The organism is Desulforamulus reducens MI-1, assembly GCF_000016165.1.
GTDB classification, from domain to species: Bacteria; Bacillota; Desulfotomaculia; order Desulfotomaculales; family Desulfotomaculaceae; genus Desulfotomaculum; species Desulfotomaculum reducens.
Window position 1 is genome coordinate 3,095,074 of sequence record NC_009253.1, and the last position, 19,157, is coordinate 3,114,230.

Here is a 19,157-nt window from a genome sequence, read left to right on the forward strand (position 1 = left end):
CTACAACCGATGTGCTGGTGCTGTAAATATTCTCACTAGGAGCGGCTATGCTAACTTGTCAAATTTACTATGAGACCAGCTTTGCACTTATAACAAAGATGATGAATAACATGACTTAAGTCTTGTTATCTCACATTTTTGGGGAAGTCCTCTTTATTTTGTAATCATTCATAAATATAGTCTATTTTTTACATATTTCTAGTTTTTCCCTAAATAGACGTTTATTGGTTGTATTTAGCCAAATGGGAATCATGAATAACCAAAAAATAACCGCGCTTTCTTCAAAAGGGTAAATCTATGCTTGGGTGAGTCAGGTGACGGTTCTATGACTCATTGAGGAACGTTTTTATGATGTTCGGTTTTTGAAGATTAAAGTTATAGATATATTGTCTATAACTTTTCTGTTTATACTAAGAACGATTATACGAGGAGGTTTGAGAATGATTAAAACAGAACAAAAGTCGAATCGATTGATAAATGAAAAAAGTCCATACCTGCTCCAACACGCTCATAACCCTGTGGACTGGTATCCCTGGGGTAATGAGGCTTTTGACATGGCTAAGCGGGTGGACAAGCCCATCTTTCTAAGTATTGGATATAGCACCTGTCATTGGTGTCATGTGATGGAGCGAGAGTCCTTTGAGTCCGAGGAAGTGGCAAAGATATTGAATGAGCACTTTGTCTCTATTAAGGTGGACCGGGAGGAACGCCCAGACATTGACCAGATTTATATGAATGTATGCCAATCCCTCACGGGTTCCGGCGGTTGGCCATTAACCATCATGATGACGCCGGACCAAAAACCATTCTTTGCAGGTACGTATTTTCCCAAGCAAGCACAGTACGGTAGGCCGGGGATAACGGAAATACTGGAAAACGTAGCTTCGTTATGGAAAAATGAACGCCAACATTTATTAGAAGTTGGTGATAAGTTAGTTTCCCATATGCAGTCCGAAGCATCCACCGCCCCAGGGCAGCTACCTGCCGATATCCTGGACAAGGCCTACCATATATTTGCCCAAAACTATGATGCTACTTACGGCGGATTTGGCACAGCACCCAAATTCCCAACGCCCCATAACCTGATGTTTCTACTGCGTTATTGGCACAAAACCGGAGAGGCAAAGGCCCTATCAATGGTGGAAGAAACCCTGGATGCCATGCACCGGGGTGGTATCTATGATCATATTGGATTTGGCTTTTCCCGCTACTCCACAGATAAAAAGTGGTTGGTACCACACTTTGAGAAGATGCTCTATGACAATGCCCTGTTGGCCCTTGCCTTTACAGAAACCTATCAGATCACAGGTAATCCTCGGTTTGGCCGTGTTGCCAAGGAAATTTTCACTTATATTCTAAGGGACATGACTTCACCAGAGGGGGGCTTTTATTCCGCAGAGGACGCAGATTCTGAAGGAGTAGAAGGAAAGTTTTATGTATGGCGGCCAGAAGAAGTGATCAGTCTGCTGGGCCAAGTGGATGGGGAACTCTATTGTCAGTATTACGATATTACTTCCACAGGTAATTTCGAGGGTGAAAGTATACCCAATTTAATCGGCCAGGACCCCTTTAAATTTTCTCAGGATTTGGAGATAACCCTGGGGGATCTGGTGGAAGGCTTAGAAGCCTGCCGGAAAACATTATTTGAAGAAAGAGCCAAAAGAATACACCCCTACAAGGACGATAAAATACTTACTGCCTGGAATGGTTTAATGATTGCTGCCCTGGCCAGAGGTGCCCAGGTGTTCCAAAGCAAACGCTACCTTGAGGCCGCCTCTAATGCCATGGGTTTCATATTTGACAGGTTGCAAAGAAACGATGGGCGCCTGTTGGCCCGCTACCGGGAATACGAAGCAGCATACCCTGCTTATCTGGATGACTATGCCTTTGTTATCTGGGGACTACTGGAACTCTACCAGGCAACCTTTGAACCTAGACATCTGCAAAATGCTGTTTATCTCACCGATGATATGATTGATTTGTTCTATGATGACAAACAGGGGGGCTTTTACTTTTATGGCAAGGACAGTGAGCAACTCATTAGCCGCCCCAAGGATATTTACGATGGAGCCATTCCTTCGGGTAATTCGGTGGCCACGGTAAACCTTTTTAAACTGGCTAGGCTGACAGGAAACTCCCGCTACGAGGAATTAGCCAACCAACAACTGCAGGTCTTTGCCGACGAACTGGCAAGATATCCGGCCGGCTATTCCTTCTTTATGATGGGAGCCTATTTACAACAGGAACCACCTATGGAAATTGTCATAGCTGGAACCAAAGAAGACCCCTCACTGCAGCAAATGATCAACACCCTCCGGCAAAATTTTCTGCCCAACGCCTCTGTGTTGGTACGTTATGATGATGAATTCGCAAACAAATGGAGTCCCTTGCTACCCCTATTAAAGGATAAAACTCCAGTCAATGGTAAGGCTGCAGCCTATGTTTGTCAAAATTTGGCCTGTCAAGCTCCACTTACTGAACCTGAGGCCTTGCAGAAAATGATTGGCAAATAAATAAAGGGACAACTCTCAAAAGGTCGAATAACTCCGGTAGACAGCTAATCGGAGGGATGAAATATGGAAAAACATAAATTTTCAAAGGTATATCGGGCATTGAACTGTCTTACTCTCTTTCAAGGAGTTGTTCAAGATAAGACAGTTCAGTGCTATCATAAGCTCCTTGGGACGATCATGCAGGGAGAAACTACTTCGCCTTTGGATTTATTAGCAGAATACCACAGGCTAGTAGGTCTACTGCTGGAGGAAACAATAAAGCCCCAGATACCAGTAGTTGGCAACCCCTGGCAAAACCACCTATTAAACAGAATTTTATTTGATGATCATATTTATGCAAGGCAATCCGTGTCTGAACAAAATATACCGCCCATGGTGGAGGAAGCTTTTTTGCACGATCTTAACAACTTACAAATAATCTGCCTGGAAGGTTGGCAAGTAATGGAACAATATTTTTCTGAGACACCGGGCGTATTTTCAATCAAAACCCATGCTCTTCCTGAGATGGCTGGTCATCATCCTTTATCTGGTCAGTTTACCAGCATGAAAAAGAAACTACTTGCGGCAATCCACTGGCCCCACCACCTAAAGGATTTTAAAGACTTTTATAAAACAGCTGGGTTTGGGGAATTTGCCCGTTACTGGGCCTTTCGCTGGGAAGCCGGCGCCCATGGATTCCACTTGTCGGCCATTGAAGATCCAGACCCCATCCAACTGCAGCAGTTAATCGGTTATGAACGCCAAAGAAAACAAATTTTATCCAATACCGAACGCTTATTAAAGGGACAAAGTGCCCATAATTTATTGTTATATGGAGACAGGGGCACTGGTAAATCATCCAGTGTTAAAGCACTGCTGCATAAATATGGTCCCCTGGGGCTGCGATTGGTGCAAGTATCCCGCAAAAATCTACATAGCCTACAAAGTCTTACTAGGCTTTTGCGTACGCTTCCTCAGAAGTTTATTATTTTTATTGATGATTTATCCTTTGAGGAATCTGAAACAGAATACAAAGAGTTTAAGACCCAGCTAGAAGGCAGTCTAGAGCAGCAACCTTCCAATGTTTGCATTTATGTAACTTCCAATCAGCGAAATTTAATTAAAGAGTATTTTGGGGATCGCACAACTAAGGTGGTAGATGGTGAAATACATGTGGGGGACACCATGCAAGAAAAATTATCTTTAGTAGATCGCTTCGGTCTTAAAATTACTTTTCTTGCCCCAGATAAAGAGGTCTTTCTGGAAATCGTTCGAGAACTAGCAAATCAGGAAGGTATCCATATGGACCCTGCCGCACTGGAACGATTAGCCATCCAATGGACACTCTGGAATAACGAACGTTCCGGCCGTACCGCCCGACAATTTATTGATCATATTAAAGGCAGCGAGGATTATGATATTTTTTAAATGTAAAAAGCCTCTATCATAAGGTGGTAGAGGCTTTTTTCTACAACTAAAAATCCTTGTGACTTTCCTGTTGCAACATCACATGAACCATCGCATCCAATTCTTCATCGGTTAGTTCCCGCTTGGCTTGTTCTCTTGTTACCCGAAGGAATGGGGCCAACTCACCATTTAATAATTTTTGCTGATCAAACACATTTAAGCGAGCTAGAATGCGTTTGGGACCAATAACATCGTCTCCAAGAAAATAATAAACATTAATACCAGTGGCCAAGGCAATAGCTTGAACAATGGCAACATCGGAAGTTTTCTTGGGGTTGAATTGCTTTAACCCTTCAATATCCGATACCTCCAGCATGGTTCTGTTGGCCAGTTCTCCTATGGAAATTTTCCTTAATTCAAGCATTTCTTCAACTCGCGGAAAAATATTTTTTGCCAACCTAAGTTCCTCCTGACACTATACAACTTACGATTATTCCTTCTTTGGGAGAAGAAATTATCTTAGTTTAAAATCCCCTAATCATCCACTTTTAAATCCCTTAACAGCTTGTTACCTATGGGTTGTAGATTAAACTTTTTCCATCCCAGATCCTGAAACCAATTTGATAAAGTGTTCTACAACGAGGGGGTCAAATTGAGAACCTGCACAGCGTTTTAATTCTTCCAAAGCATATTCAATGGAAAAACGCTTTCGATAACTGCGATCGGAAGTCATGGCCTCAAAGGAATCTGCCACTGCAATGATTCGAGATATAAGAGGAATATCTTCTCCAGCCAGCCCCTCGGGGTACCCCTTACCATCGTATCTTTCATGATGATAACGTACAATGGCGCCCAGTGTGGAAAAGGTATCAATTTGTTTAAGAATATTGGAGCCCGTTACTGTGTGCTCTTTGATCTTGGTATATTCTTCTTCCGTTAAACGGCTAGGTTTATTTAATATGTGTTCAGGAATGCCAATTTTACCAACATCATGAACTAGGGAGGCAACATAAACCAACTGACTTATTTCCTGCAAACCCATTGCCGTAGCAATCATTTGGGCATATTCCGCAACCCGTTCTGAATGTCCCCTCGTATAATTATCACGGGCCCCAATGGCAGCAGAAAAGGCCAGAATCGTCTGTAGTTGCTGGGCATTCATCATTTCTTTGAGACTTTCATTTCTTCGTTCCAAACTACGCCACATGGTGAGGTCTTTATAAAGGGCGTATATAGCAGCTGGTTTCCCCTGAGCATTCCTTAGTATGCCAGTGGTAGTTTTGCAGACAAAGTGACTATTCAGTAAGGGGGATTTTAAAGTGGTTTCTTCTTCGTGATATTCACGACCAGTTTCCAGGGTTTCGATAAGGGGGCACAGATATTTTGCCTGATAGTCGAATTTTTTTCCACCATATAAAGAGTCAATCATGGATTTACCAATCAGTTCACTTGCTTTTATATTGAGGAGCCTGCTAACAGCAGGATTGATAGCAATGATGTTACCCTGACAATCTATAACGGTAATCAGATCTTCAGAAGACTCCATAATCCTATGGGTAAACTTCTCTAATTCAGGTATTCCTGCTGAAAACAACCTCTCTGACATTGTTACCTCCATAATCCGATCTCTATGACAATTTTACCCTGTAAGGCACGTCTTTACAATAATAATTAATCCCCTAAAACATAGAAAAAGGCTGCTACAAAGAGCAACCTATACCTATTATACTTTAAAGACTTGAACAAGTTCCTGAAATTCATTGCCCATATGGGCTAACTCTTGAGAAGCACTGGCTATTTGCTGCACCGAAGCGCTGGCTTGTTCCGTTGCCGCAGCAAGGTTTTGTGCACTGGCACTGTTCCGTTCAGCTCCCTGGGCAATTTCATCGATGATGGTTACGATTTGCTGAACCTGTTCCAATATTTCTTTTAGGGACTGCCCAGCTAAGTAAACCACCCTTGTGCCTTCATGTACTTCTTGAGCACCTAAGTTCATATCCTTGACAGCTTGCACCGTCTCTTGCTGAATTTGCTTTATAATAGCACTGATTTCCTTAGCAGCATGGGAGGATTGTTCCGCTAATTTTCTCACCTCTTCAGCAACCACTGCAAAGCCCTTGCCCTGATCTCCAGCTCTGGCAGCTTCAATGGCAGCATTCAGTGCCAGTAAATTGGTTTGGTCTGCAATACCAGTTATGACCTCCGTAATTCTTCCGATTTCCTGGGATCGATCACCCAGTCTAACAACCTGCTCAGAACTCTTATCCACTTTTTGAACAATTGAATTCATTTTATCCACTGCCTGTTTTACTGCCAAGTTGCCTTTTTCGGCTGCTTTCTCAACTTCCTGGGATACCTCCACAGCATTACTGGCAGCGGCGGCTTCCTGGGTAGCAACACTGGCCAGTTCTGTTGTTGTACCAGTAATTTCTTCAACTGCAGCACTTACTTCTTGACTGGTAGCTGATAGTTCTTGACTATGAGCAGCCAGGCTATTGCTCTTTTCAACCACTTGCTTGGCCATGTTATGGAGGTTTTCTACCATTTTATTAAAAGCCCTGGCAAGTTGGGTTAATTCGTCATTGCCCACAATTTTTATCCTTTGGGTTAAATCCCCCTCAGCAACTGCCCCTGTTTCACGAACTAGCTGGTTAATAGGCCTGGAAACTGCTCTGGATGATAAGATGCTGAACATAATACCCATTAATACAGCAATTACACCAAAGGTTGATGCAATTTTTTGAGTCTCAACACTAATTCCCATGGACCGATTCTCAGAGTTTTTACTTTCCTGTTTCTTGTAGTTAACATAACCTGTTACTTCTTTTTTCAATTGTTCGAAAAGAGGGTCATAGCGTTCTTCCTTTAACTGTTTTGCCACTGCATTTTGGCCGTTCTCTACTAAGGGAACAATTTCAGACATATACAATTGACTCAATTGCTTGTTCAATTCCCTCACCTTAGTAATGCGATCTAGATTTATTTTTTGCCGGGTAATTTTAATGAGTTCATCCTGTTGTTTCAAAGCATAGTTTAATTTTTGCTCATAAGCCTCTTTGTCTCCAGGTTGACCTGTTATTACATATTCCTTGGCCAGGCTGTTCTGTTCCTCAATAAACATGGCTATGTCCAATCCTTGCATGGTTCGAACATTATGTTTTTGCAAGCCGTCAATTTCAAGCGTCACTTCATGCACTTTGAAAACCATTACACCTGCTAACAATCCTGCCAGCAATAGAACCACACAATAACCTAACACAATTCTTGTGGTTAACTTTAATTGCACATTTCTCCCCTCCCCGGTCAACTTTTATATAATGGCAAAAAAATCTGTGACAAAACTATATAACAATTAAAAAATTGATTTCAACTGTTTTTTCATTTTCTATAACTATTTTTCCGTAATTAAAACCGGAGTAAAGTTTAGGAAATCGGCGCTTACCAAATGGAATTTTATACCCCAGGCTTCACTGGGTAAGCGGTAATTTCTTGCTCTGTCATGAAGGTGCCCGTAAACCACTCTGCTAACCTCAAACTCAGACAAGATGTCAATAAAATCGGACCGCTCATGGGTTTCGTTAGTGGGCATAAAATGCATCAATACAATAATTTCCTCATACTTCCCTTTGACACTTCGTAGGGAATTTTCTAAGCGAATTAGTTCCCTTTTGTATATCTTTTCGTCTTCTTCGGTAAACTGGTGACTATTAGGACAAGTCCACCCCCTTGTGCCACAAATAATTGTTTCCCCCACCACTACATGATCATTCTGAATCAGTTTTACATTTTCTGGCACAAATTTACGCGTTTTAGAGATGCCCTGCCACCAGTAATCGTGGTTTCCCGGTATAGCATAGATGGTTCCTGGCAACAATCCCAGGTAATCTACATCATGGCGCGCTTCTTCTAAGCGTGTGGCCCAGGAAATATCTCCGGGCATTAGTACAACATCTTCTGGTTTTACCCTGGCACACCAGTTCTCATAAATTTTCTGGTAATGCCTTTGCCATTCGGGGTTAAATATATCCATTGGTTTATATAGTTCTGTATCATCCCATCGCTGGGGGTTTGCCGGATTAATGAAGGAAAGGTGCAAATCACTTATTCCAAAGAACTTCACATTTACGACTCCCCTTCCCTTGTTATCTCACCCTAGGAGACATTACTGCATCTCCATTTTTTGGTACTTTAGCATATATTATCCCGCTGGTTCCGGGGTTGTCAACCTCGTTATATGGGAATTTTAAACTTCTCCATAAACCAGTCATCGTTAAATTTTCTGCGTTTGAAATAACGCTGTCGCTGTTGTAAAACATCACTCTCCAGTATAACCTCAGATATTACTTTTCCAATATTTTTTAAAAAGTGATACATATTAACTACACAGGCCACCCGCTGGGGGTTAAAATGACTGAATGCCATATGAATACCATTATAAGCATATTCCTCCATTGTAATTGAATAGGGATGTTTGCTTCGAAAATGATGCTGAATAACCACCGATGGGTCTACCTCCACCCGGTAACCAAATAACCAGAGTTTCAGAGAAAACTCGGCGTCTTCGAAACCATAGGTACGAAAACCTGTTTCAAATCCTCCGACATCATTAAACACATCCCGGTGTACTGCCACACATCCCCCTGGCGCAATGGGAACTTCTGCAACATCACCGGTACTAGGCAGCCAGCGGGCCTCCAACTGCTTGTTCCAAGTCATGCCATATCCAATGGCATGGTTCATGTTCATGTTGGCAATGCCGGGAGATACTGCACCGGAACCCCTTTCCAGAAGACCCTCCGATAGGTTTTCCAGCCAATCAGGTTCCACTGTTATATGGGCATCGCAAAACACCAATATCTCGCCGGCACATTGCTGGGCCCCTAAATTTCTGGCATTGGCTGCTCCAATGCCAGTGGTGTTGATTAATTTAACGCTGGAATAGATTTTGCTTCTATTAAGGAACGTACAGCAGCTATCCGTAGAGCCGTCGTTAACGACGGTAATATCATAGGGAATCCTGCATGGGGTTTCTAAAATTGACTCAATGGTTTGCTTTATGAGCTTACCCTCATTCTTACATGGGATAATGATCGACACTTGGGCCATAATTTTCCCCCTTAGACAATGTTTTTATCATTTTATGAACTGAGGGATAAGAAATTGTCCCAAGTTGAAAAATTAAAAAACAAGAATAAAAAGTACCAGTCCAGCAGGACAGGTACTGAAGAACTTGATATGAGATTTTCCCACAGGTATTCTCGTTAACACCAGCGAAACAACTTATCGGAGCACAGTTGCTTGGCACTTACTTTTGAACTTTTAACATCCGAAGGATTGAAATCGCCGCATAACCCCGACTGACCTTTTCATTAGGAACATAGCTTCCTTTGCTGTCAGTTTGCAGACCCAGTCCCAAACTCAGGGCCGCATATCCCTTTAAGTGCGCTGGCACAAGCTGAGCATCCCGGGTTTGTAGGGAGTAGATATTAGAAAGTTTAGCTGCACCGTCATAATCCAGGGTATTAATCATTAATTTTGCTAATTCTAACCGCGTTAATTCCTTATCTAAATCCTTGGTTTCATTAGCTTCAAGAATGCCTAAGCTAATAGCCGCATTGATTAGACGTTTTGTCTCTTCTTCCTTTTCTTTACCTTCTTTTAACATTGTATAAGGGGTCGGCATCTGCCAGCCCCGGCTGGCCACCAGCATTTCCACTGCCTCAATCTTGGTGATATTACGATCCGGATAAAACTTGCCGTCCGTAGTTTTGACAATCTTTGCTTTAGCCAGTTGCCTAATGGCATCTGCTGCGGGATGGCCCTGAAGGTCAGTAAAATTAGTAGTTTCTTTGGGAACAATGGTCTCGCCACGACCGTTTAGGTATTTTCCGGTATTGGCATCCAACATATAGGAGGGCCGATCCTTTAAGCGATATACCAAATTAACCTGAGGTCGGTTGTCACCTCTGTTTCTGTTAATATACTCCAGTCCGAGTCCACCGTTGGCCAAGAAGGTTTTGGTGGCCTGTTCCTTGCCAATTCCTTGGGATACCGTGGGGAATTTAACATTCCACCAGTCCATACGGTAGCCGGTAATCTCCCCAGTGTTGCCATCAACCTCGATATCAAAGCCATTGTTGGTAAAGGGAATTCCATTTACCACTCGGAGGTAAGAAAAATGATAATTGCGGGTAATGCCCTTTTCCAGATAATCACTGTTCAGGCTATTGTCCAACTTAATTTCAGCAAATCGTCCAGGTTGCAGTTTCTTAATGAAGTCCTCTGCTTTTTGCCTAGCCTGTTCTAGCGTGAAAGGTGGTTTCGTTACCTTTCCTTCGTCAGAGTCCTTCTGCCAGATGTTATAATAAACAAGTTCACCGGTTACCGCATTAACTCCAGCGCTAATGCTTTGCATATTTGTTGAATCTTTTTCACTGTACCAGTGAAAATTCCATTGTTTTTGTTCCGGGAACTGATAATCCTGGCTTAGCCTGCTTTCGGACAGCTTTAACTCTGCGGGCACTGCAATAATATCTTTAACCTTTGCCATTGCTTTTTCCGCACTGAGAAGGTTTTTTATTTTATCCACTTCTGCCTGCTCCGCTGGTGTCATTTCTTTTCTAACGGACTTCGGCGCTTCACCTGCTCCTCCCATGTCACCGTCATAGCTCCCATACAACTGCCCTTCGATAACCTTGCCGGTAAAGGCATCAATTATTAAATTGGCACCCTTTTTGACCCGGTATACTAATTTAACCGGTGTATCCTTGGCACCGCTTGTCCAAGGACGAAAGTACACAAGTTCTATATTTTCGCCAATAACTCTTTCGGCCTCAGTTAAGGGAATCTTTCCTGCAGTGGTTGGAAAATTAATGTTTTGATCCCAGTCTAGACCAAACCCTATTAATTGACCTGTATCCCCATTTACCCGAATGTAAACATTGTTATCAGGATAGGTCACACCATTGGCCACTCTATGAAAGTTATAATAGTATTCCACCGGTCCCCTATCTCCGAAGCCATAAAAGGGTTGGTCTTGGTTGGGCATCAGTCTGGTCTGGGCAGCATAGTTAGGCAATAGTTTCTGTAGCCATTGCCTAGCAACTTTGCTCCCTTCATCGTAAGAGTACCGGGGAAGCCCACTGTACTGTTGACCAGGGGCCTGTTCGTCCCAACGATCCATACCAATAATATCACCGTTTGCTGCATTAATACGTACAGAAATATTTCCCTTGGGTTCGGATTCACGGGTCCAGTTTAAGTGCCATTCAGCTTTATCTTCGTAAGAATTAAAGCCACTTTCAAAGCGATCATACTCATCGGTAATATTAAACTCTGCCTTAGCCTTCGCAATGGCCTTATCCAGTGGGAATTTAGCTATGGAAAGGTCCCCCTCAATTTGCGAAGGTTGTTTTGGAAGTACATCTTTTCTAACATCGGCAGAGGCAGCGGAATTAAACATAAAGCCGCTTACTAGGCAACCGGCCACAAGGGCGCTGATTATTTTCTTTGAAGACAAGTCTGTTCACTCTCCTTAAAAGACTGACTTCCGCCTGAAGTATACGAGAGCCTTTGATATACTCTTCGAAAACAAGTACTCTTTCGAGCATAACCTAAAGAAGGTCACAGGTCAGTAGGCGGAAGGTTATTTTAACCCCTAGGCATATCAGAAAGTTTTGTATCTGTATATCTAAGGGCTTATAATATAGACGCTGTATCTACCAATATGTAACAAGACTTCCAGAAAAAAAATAAATGTAAAAACCTCGGCAAAGCCGAGGTCTTAAACTAAAAACCTTGATAGTATCTATAAAGTGTTTGGGGCATTAAATAGCCTCCTCTCCCTGTTCGCTTGTTCTTATGCGAATGACATTAGTTACAGGATAAAGAAAGATTTTTCCATCACCAATTTCCCCACTATGAGCCGCTTCACTAATAACCTCAACGCATTTATCAACCCAGTTGTCTTTGACAATAAGTTCAACCTTAACCTTGGGTAAAAGGTTTATGCTATATTCAGCACCCCGATAGACCTCTTTTCGCCCCTTTTGGTGACCGCAGCCAATGACCTGGGAAACAGTCATACCATGAATGCCAAGTTTATTAAGAGCATCTTTAACATCCTCCAACTTACCAGGACGGACGATGGCTTCAATTTTAGTCATCTTTACTTCCTCCTTCTCGAAAAAGAAATGAATTACATTAACTTTAACTTAAACAGTTTTAACCGTTGAACCAGCTAAGTTTGAGGAAGTCTTTACTTCACGGGTAATGGAACCACCAAAGGTATCTGCATAAGCATAGGCAGTTTCACCATGGACGCTGGTGTCCAGACCAAATACTTCATCACCCTCAGATACTCTCAGGCTGGTAAAGATACTGATAACTTTAAGGATTAAAAAAGTAACCAGAGCAGCAAAAGCAATAGTAGCAGCAACACCAATCAATTGGGTACTCAATTGGGCAGCATTGCCATAGAATAACCCATCTGCCCCTGCATCGTTAACAGACTTGCTGGCAAATAACCCTGTGGCGATGGCTCCCCAAGTACCACCAACACCATGAATACCAAAGGCATCCAGAGCATCATCATAACCCAGTTTTGCTTTAACTACTGCCACTGCAAAGTAGCACAGAGGACCAACCACTAAACCGATGATAACAGCAGGCATAGCACTTACAAAACCAGCAGCGGGAGTAATGGCCACTAGACCAGCCACAGCACCCGATACACAGCCCAGGACAGTGGGTTTTCCATGGTGTGCCCATTCAGCCAGTACCCAGGAAAGTCCCCCAGCAGCAGCGGCAATATGGGTAACTGCAAAGGCACTGGCAGCTAAACCATTGGCAGCTAAGGCACTGCCCGCATTGAAACCAAACCAACCAAACCAGAGTAGAGCGGCACCAAGAACTGTCATAGGCAGGTTGTGGGGAACCATTGGTTCACTACCGTAACCCTTTCTTTTGCCAATCACCAGTGCTGCAACTAAACCAGCTACACCAGAGCTAATGTGTACAACGGTACCACCGGCAAAGTCCAAGGCACCTAATTGCATTAACCAGCCACCACCCCAAACCCAGTGACAAAGGGGAGAATATACAATAGAAACCCAAATTACAATAAAAGCTAGGAAGGCCTGAAAACGCATTCTTTCCGCAATGGAACCACTTAAAATAGCTACTGTAATAATGGCAAACATCATTTGGAAGGCCATGAAAATAAAGTGGGGTATTGTACCGCTAGGCTCTTGCCCAACCCCGTTTAACCAAAGGTAATCCAAACCACCAACAACACTGCTAATATCAGTACCAAAGGCTAAAGAATAACCATATAAGACCCAGATAACAGAAACAACGCATAGAACAATAAAACTCAGCATTATGGTACTCAGTACGTTTTTCTTGCGAACCATACCACCATAAAATAGTGCCAGTCCTGGTGTCATAATCATTACCATTGCAGAAGAAATAATAATAAAAGTCGTATCCCCTGTATCAGTGGCGGGAGTTTCTCCTGCCCAAGCGATTGCCGGCAGCAGCAACAGAGTGAACAGTGTCATAAATAATGTTTTCATTCTGTTTGTCATTTTAAACCCTCCTAGTAATTATTATCTGAAGCCTTTCTGGGGGTACCCTTCCAGTTAAGACTCCTATAAAAAGTGAAGGCTTTGCCCTTATGTAAATCGAAAAGCTTTATACTTTCTGCCCTAAAAATTAAAACTTTTCATTTATCAGTGGTGCCATCAAGCGGTATGATAGTCTGATTTGCCAAGAACAAAAAGTGCCCTCTGGTATAAGGCGAACTAACCTTATGCCAGAGGGCACCTTTGCCCAAAAATTTTATCCTATTGTACTTATTAAAGAGCCTCGCTACCGGAATCCCCGGTGCGAATTCTTATGGCATTTTCCACTGGGTATATAAATATCTTACCATCTCCCACTTCCCCAGTCCGGGCGGTTCGAACAATTTGGTCTACTACTTCTTCAACCCTTAGATCCGTTAGAATTATTTCCACTTTAATTTTAGGCAGCAGGTTAATTGTATACTCCTGCCCCCTGTAGACATTTACCCTACCCTTTTGATTTCCACAACCCATGACTTGGGAAACTGTCATTCCTTTAATGCCATATTTATCTAAAACTTTCTTAATTTCTTCCAGTTTACTGGGACGGATAATGGCTTCTATTTTTTTCATCTCTTACCCTCCTACGCTACTGTTTTGACATGCGCAGGGAGTGGCAATAAATAAGGCTCAATGTCCGTTAATTCCGGTCATTGAGCCTTCGTTGGCCTTTATGTTTGGGGTACGCCTTCGTTCCCCTGCTACTAATGTTATTATATGCTTAAGTATCAAGTTTTGCAATGGCAAATAAATTGATATCCTGTATACTTGTTAAATACCCATTTCATTGGCTGTTATAATTGCTTCGGCCACCGCTTTTATGTTTGTTCTCTTCTTCATGGCAGCCTGCTGAATGGCTTTATGGGCTTGTTCCTCGGTAAAACCCCTTTGCTTCATCAGAATACCCTTGGCCTTTTCGACAACTTTTCTAGCCTTTAAAGTATTTTGCAATTCGTTAAGTTGTTGTTGCAATTGGAGAAAACGCTTATGAGAGGATGCCGCTGCTTCAACCGCTGCGTAAACCTGGTCCTCCAGATAGGGTCGCATTAAAAAAGCAGAGATTACATCCCTGGCCCTTTCCACCAGGGCCTTATTGCCCTGGGAAACCATCAAAACCACAGGAGCTAAATTCTCTTCGGTTATGATTTTCGCTACCTGCATACCATCCAGGGCAGGCAGGTAATCATCCAGTAAAACAACTTCCGGCATTGTGGATCGTATAGCTTTCAGCGCATTCATACCGCTTGTTGCCTCTGCCACCACAGGGTAACCCAAGCGTGTCAGCATTTGCCTTAACTGAGATAATTCTGCTTTATCACCGCTAGCTATCACAAGCCTTCTGTCCATACTTCATCTCCCAGCTAACCTATATATACCCGAGGTACCCTGCTCCCTACCCAGCAAACAACTTCATAATTAATAGTGCCCAGCCATGTGGCCACTTCTTCAACCGGCAGTTCAGCACCACCAAATATGATCACTTCATCGTGTACTTTTACTTCTGCTATATGCCCTACATCGACCATGCATTGATCCATGCATACCCTGCCAACTACCCGTGCCCTTTTCCCCTTGACAAGAACTTGCCCTTTGGAGGACAACAATCGTGGATAGCCGTCTGCATACCCCAAAGGCAAAGAAGCAATGTCTGTTTCCTGCGGAACAGTATAGGTGCATCCATAACTAATTTTAGTCCCAGAATTAACCTTTTTTACATGGGTAATTCTGGCCTTTAATGTCATGGCCGGTTGTAATAGAAGTTTGCCTTTATCTACTTCTTCTGATGGGTAAAGACCATATAGGATAATACCCGGGCGGACAAGATCGAGGTACGTTTCTGGAAATTCCATAATGGCTGCACTGTTGGCACAATGACGCAACGAAAAGGTTATTCCCTGTTCCTCCAATCGGTTTAATACCAACATAAAACGCTTAAATTGCCAGCGGGTATAGCTTTTATCTTGTTCATCAGCAGTGGCAAAGTGGGTATAAATCCCCTCAACATCCAACCCGTTTAATGCACATACTGCAGTAATTTCAGCCAAACCCTCTTCGTCAGGGGTAAATCCGATACGTCCCATGCCGGTATCCACCTTCAGGTGAACCGTGGCCCTTTGCCCCCTACCCTGGGCAATGGCTGCTATTTTTTTTGCCAAATCAAATCTAAAAACCGTTAAGGTAACATTATATTCTAAAGCATCCCCAATTTGATCCGGAGATATATAGCCTAAAAGTAAAATTGGTACTTTTAATCCTGCCCTGCGAAGTTCCTGGGCCTCGGACAATCTGGCCACAGCCAATCGTGTGGCTCCTGCCTCTAGGGCCACCCGGGCAACTGGTACAGCACCGTGTCCATAGCCATTGGCTTTCACCACAGCCATAATCTCTCGATTGGGGCCAACCATTTTTCTGATCTCTTTTATATTATGTCTGATGGCTTCCAAGTTTATCTCTGCCCAGATGGGTTCTTTCATATCATGTCACCTGCCATCATTCTCTTTTTCTTTTATTTTAGCATAAAACAAAAAAAAATGCTTGGACAAGCCCAAGCAAGTTTCCTTGTTTAGATAGCGTCGATAGCCTCTGGTAGTGGAGTATAGGCTAAATTTAAGGCATCTGCCACTGCCTTAAAGGTGCATTTGCCGGCAACTACATTGACTCCTTTGGCCAGGGCACAGTTATCTTTAATGGCCTGTAGCCATCCCTTGTTTGCCAATTGCAGGGCATAGGGAAGGGTAACGTTTGTTAAAGCAAAGGTAGAAGTACGTGCCACAGCCCCGGGCATATTAGCCACTGAATAATGAATGACCCCATACTTTTCGTAGGTGGGTTCACTATGGGTGGTCACCCTGTCAATGGTCTCGATGGACCCACCCTGGTCAATGGCCACATCCACAATGACGGAACCAGGCTTCATCTCTCTTACCATGGCCTCAGTGACCAATTTGGGTGCCTTAGCACCTGGAATTAAGACAGCCCCCACCAGTAGGTCCGCTTTCCTAACAGCCTCCGCAATATTGTAGCTGTTGGACATAACTGTATGGATACGTCCACCAAATAAATCATCTAAATAACGTAACCTATCAACGTTGACATCAACAATGGTTACATTGGCGCCTAAACCCATGGCCATTTTAGCCGCGTTGGTGCCCACAATTCCACCACCCACAACAACAACCTCAGCTGCTGGAACCCCTGGTACGCCACCTAACAGAACGCCTGCACCACCGTAGTTCTTCTCTAAATATCTTGCACCAATTTGGATAGACATGCGGCCTGCCACCTCAGACATGGGTGTCAACAGGGGCAAAGCACCGTTATCTAATTGAATGGTTTCATAGGCTATACCTACAACTTTTTTGTTAAGAAGGGCTGCTGTCAGTTCCGGTTCAGGGGCAAGATGAAGATAGGTAAAGAGCAATTGTCCTTCCTTAAATAAATCATATTCTGCAGGTAAGGGCTCTTTAACTTTGATAATCATATCTGATTTGTCAAAAACCTCTTTGGCAGTATCCAAAATCTGAGCCCCTGCCTTAATATATGCCTCATCAGCAATTCCACTGCCCACACCAGCGTTATGCTCAATAAAAACCCGATGTCCGTTATTGACCATGGCCTGCACTCCTGCTGGGGTCATGGCTACACGGTTCTCGTTATTCTTTATCTCCTTGGGAACTCCTATTAGCATAGTAAAGTCGCCTCCTTATTGGTTTATTATCAATTATACTTAGCAAAATTTATGCCACATCATCAGTCAAATACTATCAATGGATTATTTCCAGTTCCGGCCATCTCGGAAAGTATTATTTCCACTTTTTGTGTTAATATCAGAAAAATGGAATCTTTTCTTTACACTTTTGGACTAAATAGTTTCCATTTTGTCATCTACCAAGTTTAATATAAATTTTACTTTTTACTTCTATAAAATTAATAATATTGGCATATAATACAACTGGTTTTTCCGGCCAAGCTAAAAACTTCATATTCTCTTTCATGTTTTAACTTTCCCTGCCACCGACCGGGCAGGCTATTTTTTTGTTAGAAAAACCTGTGGCAAAACCACAGGTTAGGAAGTTAATATTATTTAGTCAACACTGCTTTCATGGTAGCGGGTAAAAATCGCACAAGATCGCTGGCCAGTGTGCTGACCTCACTTAATTCCTGAGCCGCCAAGTCCCCTGCATAGCCATGAAGATATGCTCCTGCCGCCGCTGCCTGGGTCGGGCTAAATCCCTGGGCCACCAGACTGGCAATTATGCCCGTCAGTGCATCACCGCTGCCACCGGTGGCCATGCCAGGGTTACCGGTGGGGTTGATGTAAATCTCACCCTCAGGGGTCCCAATGATGGTCTTAGCGCCCTTTAATAATACAACTAAGTTCCAGTCCTTTGCAGAAGTACCGGTTAGGTAAAGACGTTCTTCTTGTACCTCGTCAATTGTTAACCCTAGCAACCGGCTCATTTCCCCAGGGTGAGGTGTAATAATAGCAGGTGTTTGTAATTGCTCCAGTAAATGGCTGGCTCCGGCTAAGGCATTTAAGGCGTCTGCATCCAACACAACTGGGATTGTTAATTTTGGCAGTAAATTACGAACCAAATCAATGGTCTCTGGATGTGTCGTAATGCCTGGCCCTAGGGCCAACACATCCGCAGACTGACACGCTTCTAAAATCTGTTCCAAAGCCTCTGTTGACAGGGTCCCCTCTTCGGTTTCCGCTAAACCCTTCGTCATGGCTTCCTCCAGCCCTGCAGCTACCAGCGGTTGAATACTTTGGGGAACCGCCAGGGTTACTAATCCAGCCCCGGCCCTTAAAGCCCCCCGGGCTGCCATACGTGCTGCGCCACTCATATCTCTGGAACCAGCCACCAACAAAACATGGCCATAGATTCCCTTATGGCTTACGGACCTCCTTGGCTTAAACCAGGAGGCTATCAACTGCTTGGTTAGCAACTGTCTTGGGATAGCCTTGCTTTCAGTGAGATACTTGGGTAATGAAATATCCACTACATGCAATTCGCCAGCAATGGAAGCGCCGGGCTCCACCACCAAACCCAATTTTGGCAAGCCAAAGGTTACCGTATGGTTGGCCTTTATGCTCGGTCCTGGGGCCCGTCCAGTGTCGGCCTCTAGCCCGGAGGGAATATCCACCGCAATAACGGTTACAGAACTGGCATTGATTAATTCGATAATCCTGGCTACCTTTTCATTAACCATTCCATGAAAACCAGTTCCAAAAAGGGCATCAATAAAAATGTCGGTATTCAACAGGGCAACTTTTACAAGGTTTATACCATTTTCCTTGTTTACTTGATAAACAGGTTGCCCCATTTTTTTCCATATTGTAAGGTTTACTCCGGCGTCATTCATAAATTCCTCGGGTTCAGCCATAAGCAATACTTTCACCAATGCACCTCGGTTAAATAAATGCCTGGCAATAACAAGTCCGTCGCCTCCGTTGTTCCCTTTGCCCACAAGAATAGTAAACACTTTTCCCTTAACTTCCGATAGGATATTCTGAATAACCTCAATCACACGTAATCCCGCATTTTCCATCAGAACTACACCAGGGATACCATAATCCTCTATGGCCTGTCGATCAATATCTCTCATCTCTGCTGCTGTCACAATACGCACA

The 19,157-nt window shown here is 43.4% G+C and carries 15 protein-coding genes; 2 read left to right on the forward strand and 13 right to left on the reverse strand.

Features of this window, described 5'->3' with window-relative positions:
• Positions 1–440 precede the first annotated feature (440 nt).
• Together DRED_RS15205 and DRED_RS15210 are read left to right on the forward strand one after the other, a co-directional pair.
• Entirely contained in the window at positions 441–2,513 is a 2,073-nt protein-coding gene (locus tag DRED_RS15205; RefSeq protein ID WP_011879150.1) for a thioredoxin domain-containing protein, read from the forward strand.
• Positions 2,514–2,576: 63 nt separating this feature from the next.
• Positions 2,577–3,920, forward strand: a complete 1,344-nt coding sequence (locus DRED_RS15210) for an ATP-binding protein (RefSeq protein ID WP_011879151.1) — start codon at positions 2,577–2,579, stop codon at positions 3,918–3,920.
• A 46-nt stretch (positions 3,921–3,966) separates the two neighbouring features.
• On the opposite strand, the gene DRED_RS15215 is transcribed toward DRED_RS15210, so the two are convergent.
• The 13 genes from DRED_RS15215 to DRED_RS15275 form a co-directional block, all read right to left on the reverse strand.
• Positions 3,967–4,356 carry a hypothetical protein gene (locus DRED_RS15215; protein WP_011879152.1) on the reverse strand — a complete coding sequence of 130 codons (390 nt, stop codon included), beginning with the start codon at positions 4,354–4,356 and terminating at the stop codon, positions 3,967–3,969.
• A 129-nt stretch (positions 4,357–4,485) separates the two neighbouring features.
• Positions 4,486–5,505 (reverse strand): HD-GYP domain-containing protein, encoded by a 1,020-nt coding sequence (locus DRED_RS15220; RefSeq protein WP_011879153.1) that lies wholly within the window; start codon positions 5,503–5,505, stop codon positions 4,486–4,488.
• A 117-nt stretch (positions 5,506–5,622) separates the two neighbouring features.
• Positions 5,623–7,185 (reverse strand): methyl-accepting chemotaxis protein, encoded by a 1,563-nt coding sequence (locus DRED_RS15225; RefSeq protein ID WP_011879154.1) that lies wholly within the window; start codon positions 7,183–7,185, stop codon positions 5,623–5,625.
• Positions 7,186–7,290: 105 nt separating this feature from the next.
• On the reverse strand, positions 7,291–8,019 hold the full coding sequence (locus DRED_RS15230; protein ID WP_011879155.1) for a metallophosphoesterase: 729 nt from the start codon (positions 8,017–8,019) through the stop codon (positions 7,291–7,293).
• A 110-nt stretch (positions 8,020–8,129) separates the two neighbouring features.
• Positions 8,130–9,005: a glycosyltransferase family 2 protein gene (locus tag DRED_RS15235; RefSeq protein ID WP_011879156.1), complete on the reverse strand. Its 876-nt coding sequence runs from the start codon at positions 9,003–9,005 to the stop codon at positions 8,130–8,132.
• A gap of 199 nt (positions 9,006–9,204) precedes the next feature.
• Positions 9,205–11,418, reverse strand: coding sequence for a YcdB/YcdC domain-containing protein (locus tag DRED_RS15240; RefSeq protein ID WP_011879157.1), 2,214 nt, complete (start codon positions 11,416–11,418; stop codon positions 9,205–9,207).
• A gap of 307 nt (positions 11,419–11,725) precedes the next feature.
• A complete protein-coding gene (locus DRED_RS15245) occupies positions 11,726–12,064 on the reverse strand; it encodes a P-II family nitrogen regulator (protein ID WP_011879158.1) in 339 nt (112 codons plus the stop codon).
• Positions 12,065–12,112: 48 nt separating this feature from the next.
• On the reverse strand, positions 12,113–13,486 hold the full coding sequence (locus DRED_RS15250) for an ammonium transporter (protein WP_011879159.1): 1,374 nt from the start codon (positions 13,484–13,486) through the stop codon (positions 12,113–12,115).
• Between the two features lie 270 nt (positions 13,487–13,756).
• A complete protein-coding gene (locus DRED_RS15255) occupies positions 13,757–14,095 on the reverse strand; it encodes a P-II family nitrogen regulator (RefSeq protein ID WP_011879160.1) in 339 nt (112 codons plus the stop codon).
• 198 nt (positions 14,096–14,293) lie between these two features.
• The gene (locus DRED_RS15260; protein WP_011879161.1) at positions 14,294–14,869 is read right to left on the reverse strand and encodes an ANTAR domain-containing response regulator; all 576 of its coding nucleotides are present in this window, start codon (positions 14,867–14,869) and stop codon (positions 14,294–14,296) included.
• A 14-nt stretch (positions 14,870–14,883) separates the two neighbouring features.
• A complete protein-coding gene (gene alr / locus DRED_RS15265) occupies positions 14,884–15,996 on the reverse strand; it encodes an alanine racemase (RefSeq protein WP_011879162.1) in 1,113 nt (370 codons plus the stop codon).
• A gap of 89 nt (positions 15,997–16,085) precedes the next feature.
• Positions 16,086–17,210, reverse strand: a complete 1,125-nt coding sequence (gene ald / locus DRED_RS15270) for an alanine dehydrogenase (protein ID WP_011879163.1) — start codon at positions 17,208–17,210, stop codon at positions 16,086–16,088.
• Positions 17,211–17,602: 392 nt separating this feature from the next.
• On the reverse strand, positions 17,603–19,156 hold the full coding sequence (locus tag DRED_RS15275; RefSeq protein ID WP_011879164.1) for an NAD(P)H-hydrate dehydratase: 1,554 nt from the start codon (positions 19,154–19,156) through the stop codon (positions 17,603–17,605).
• Position 19,157: the final 1 nt, after the last annotated feature.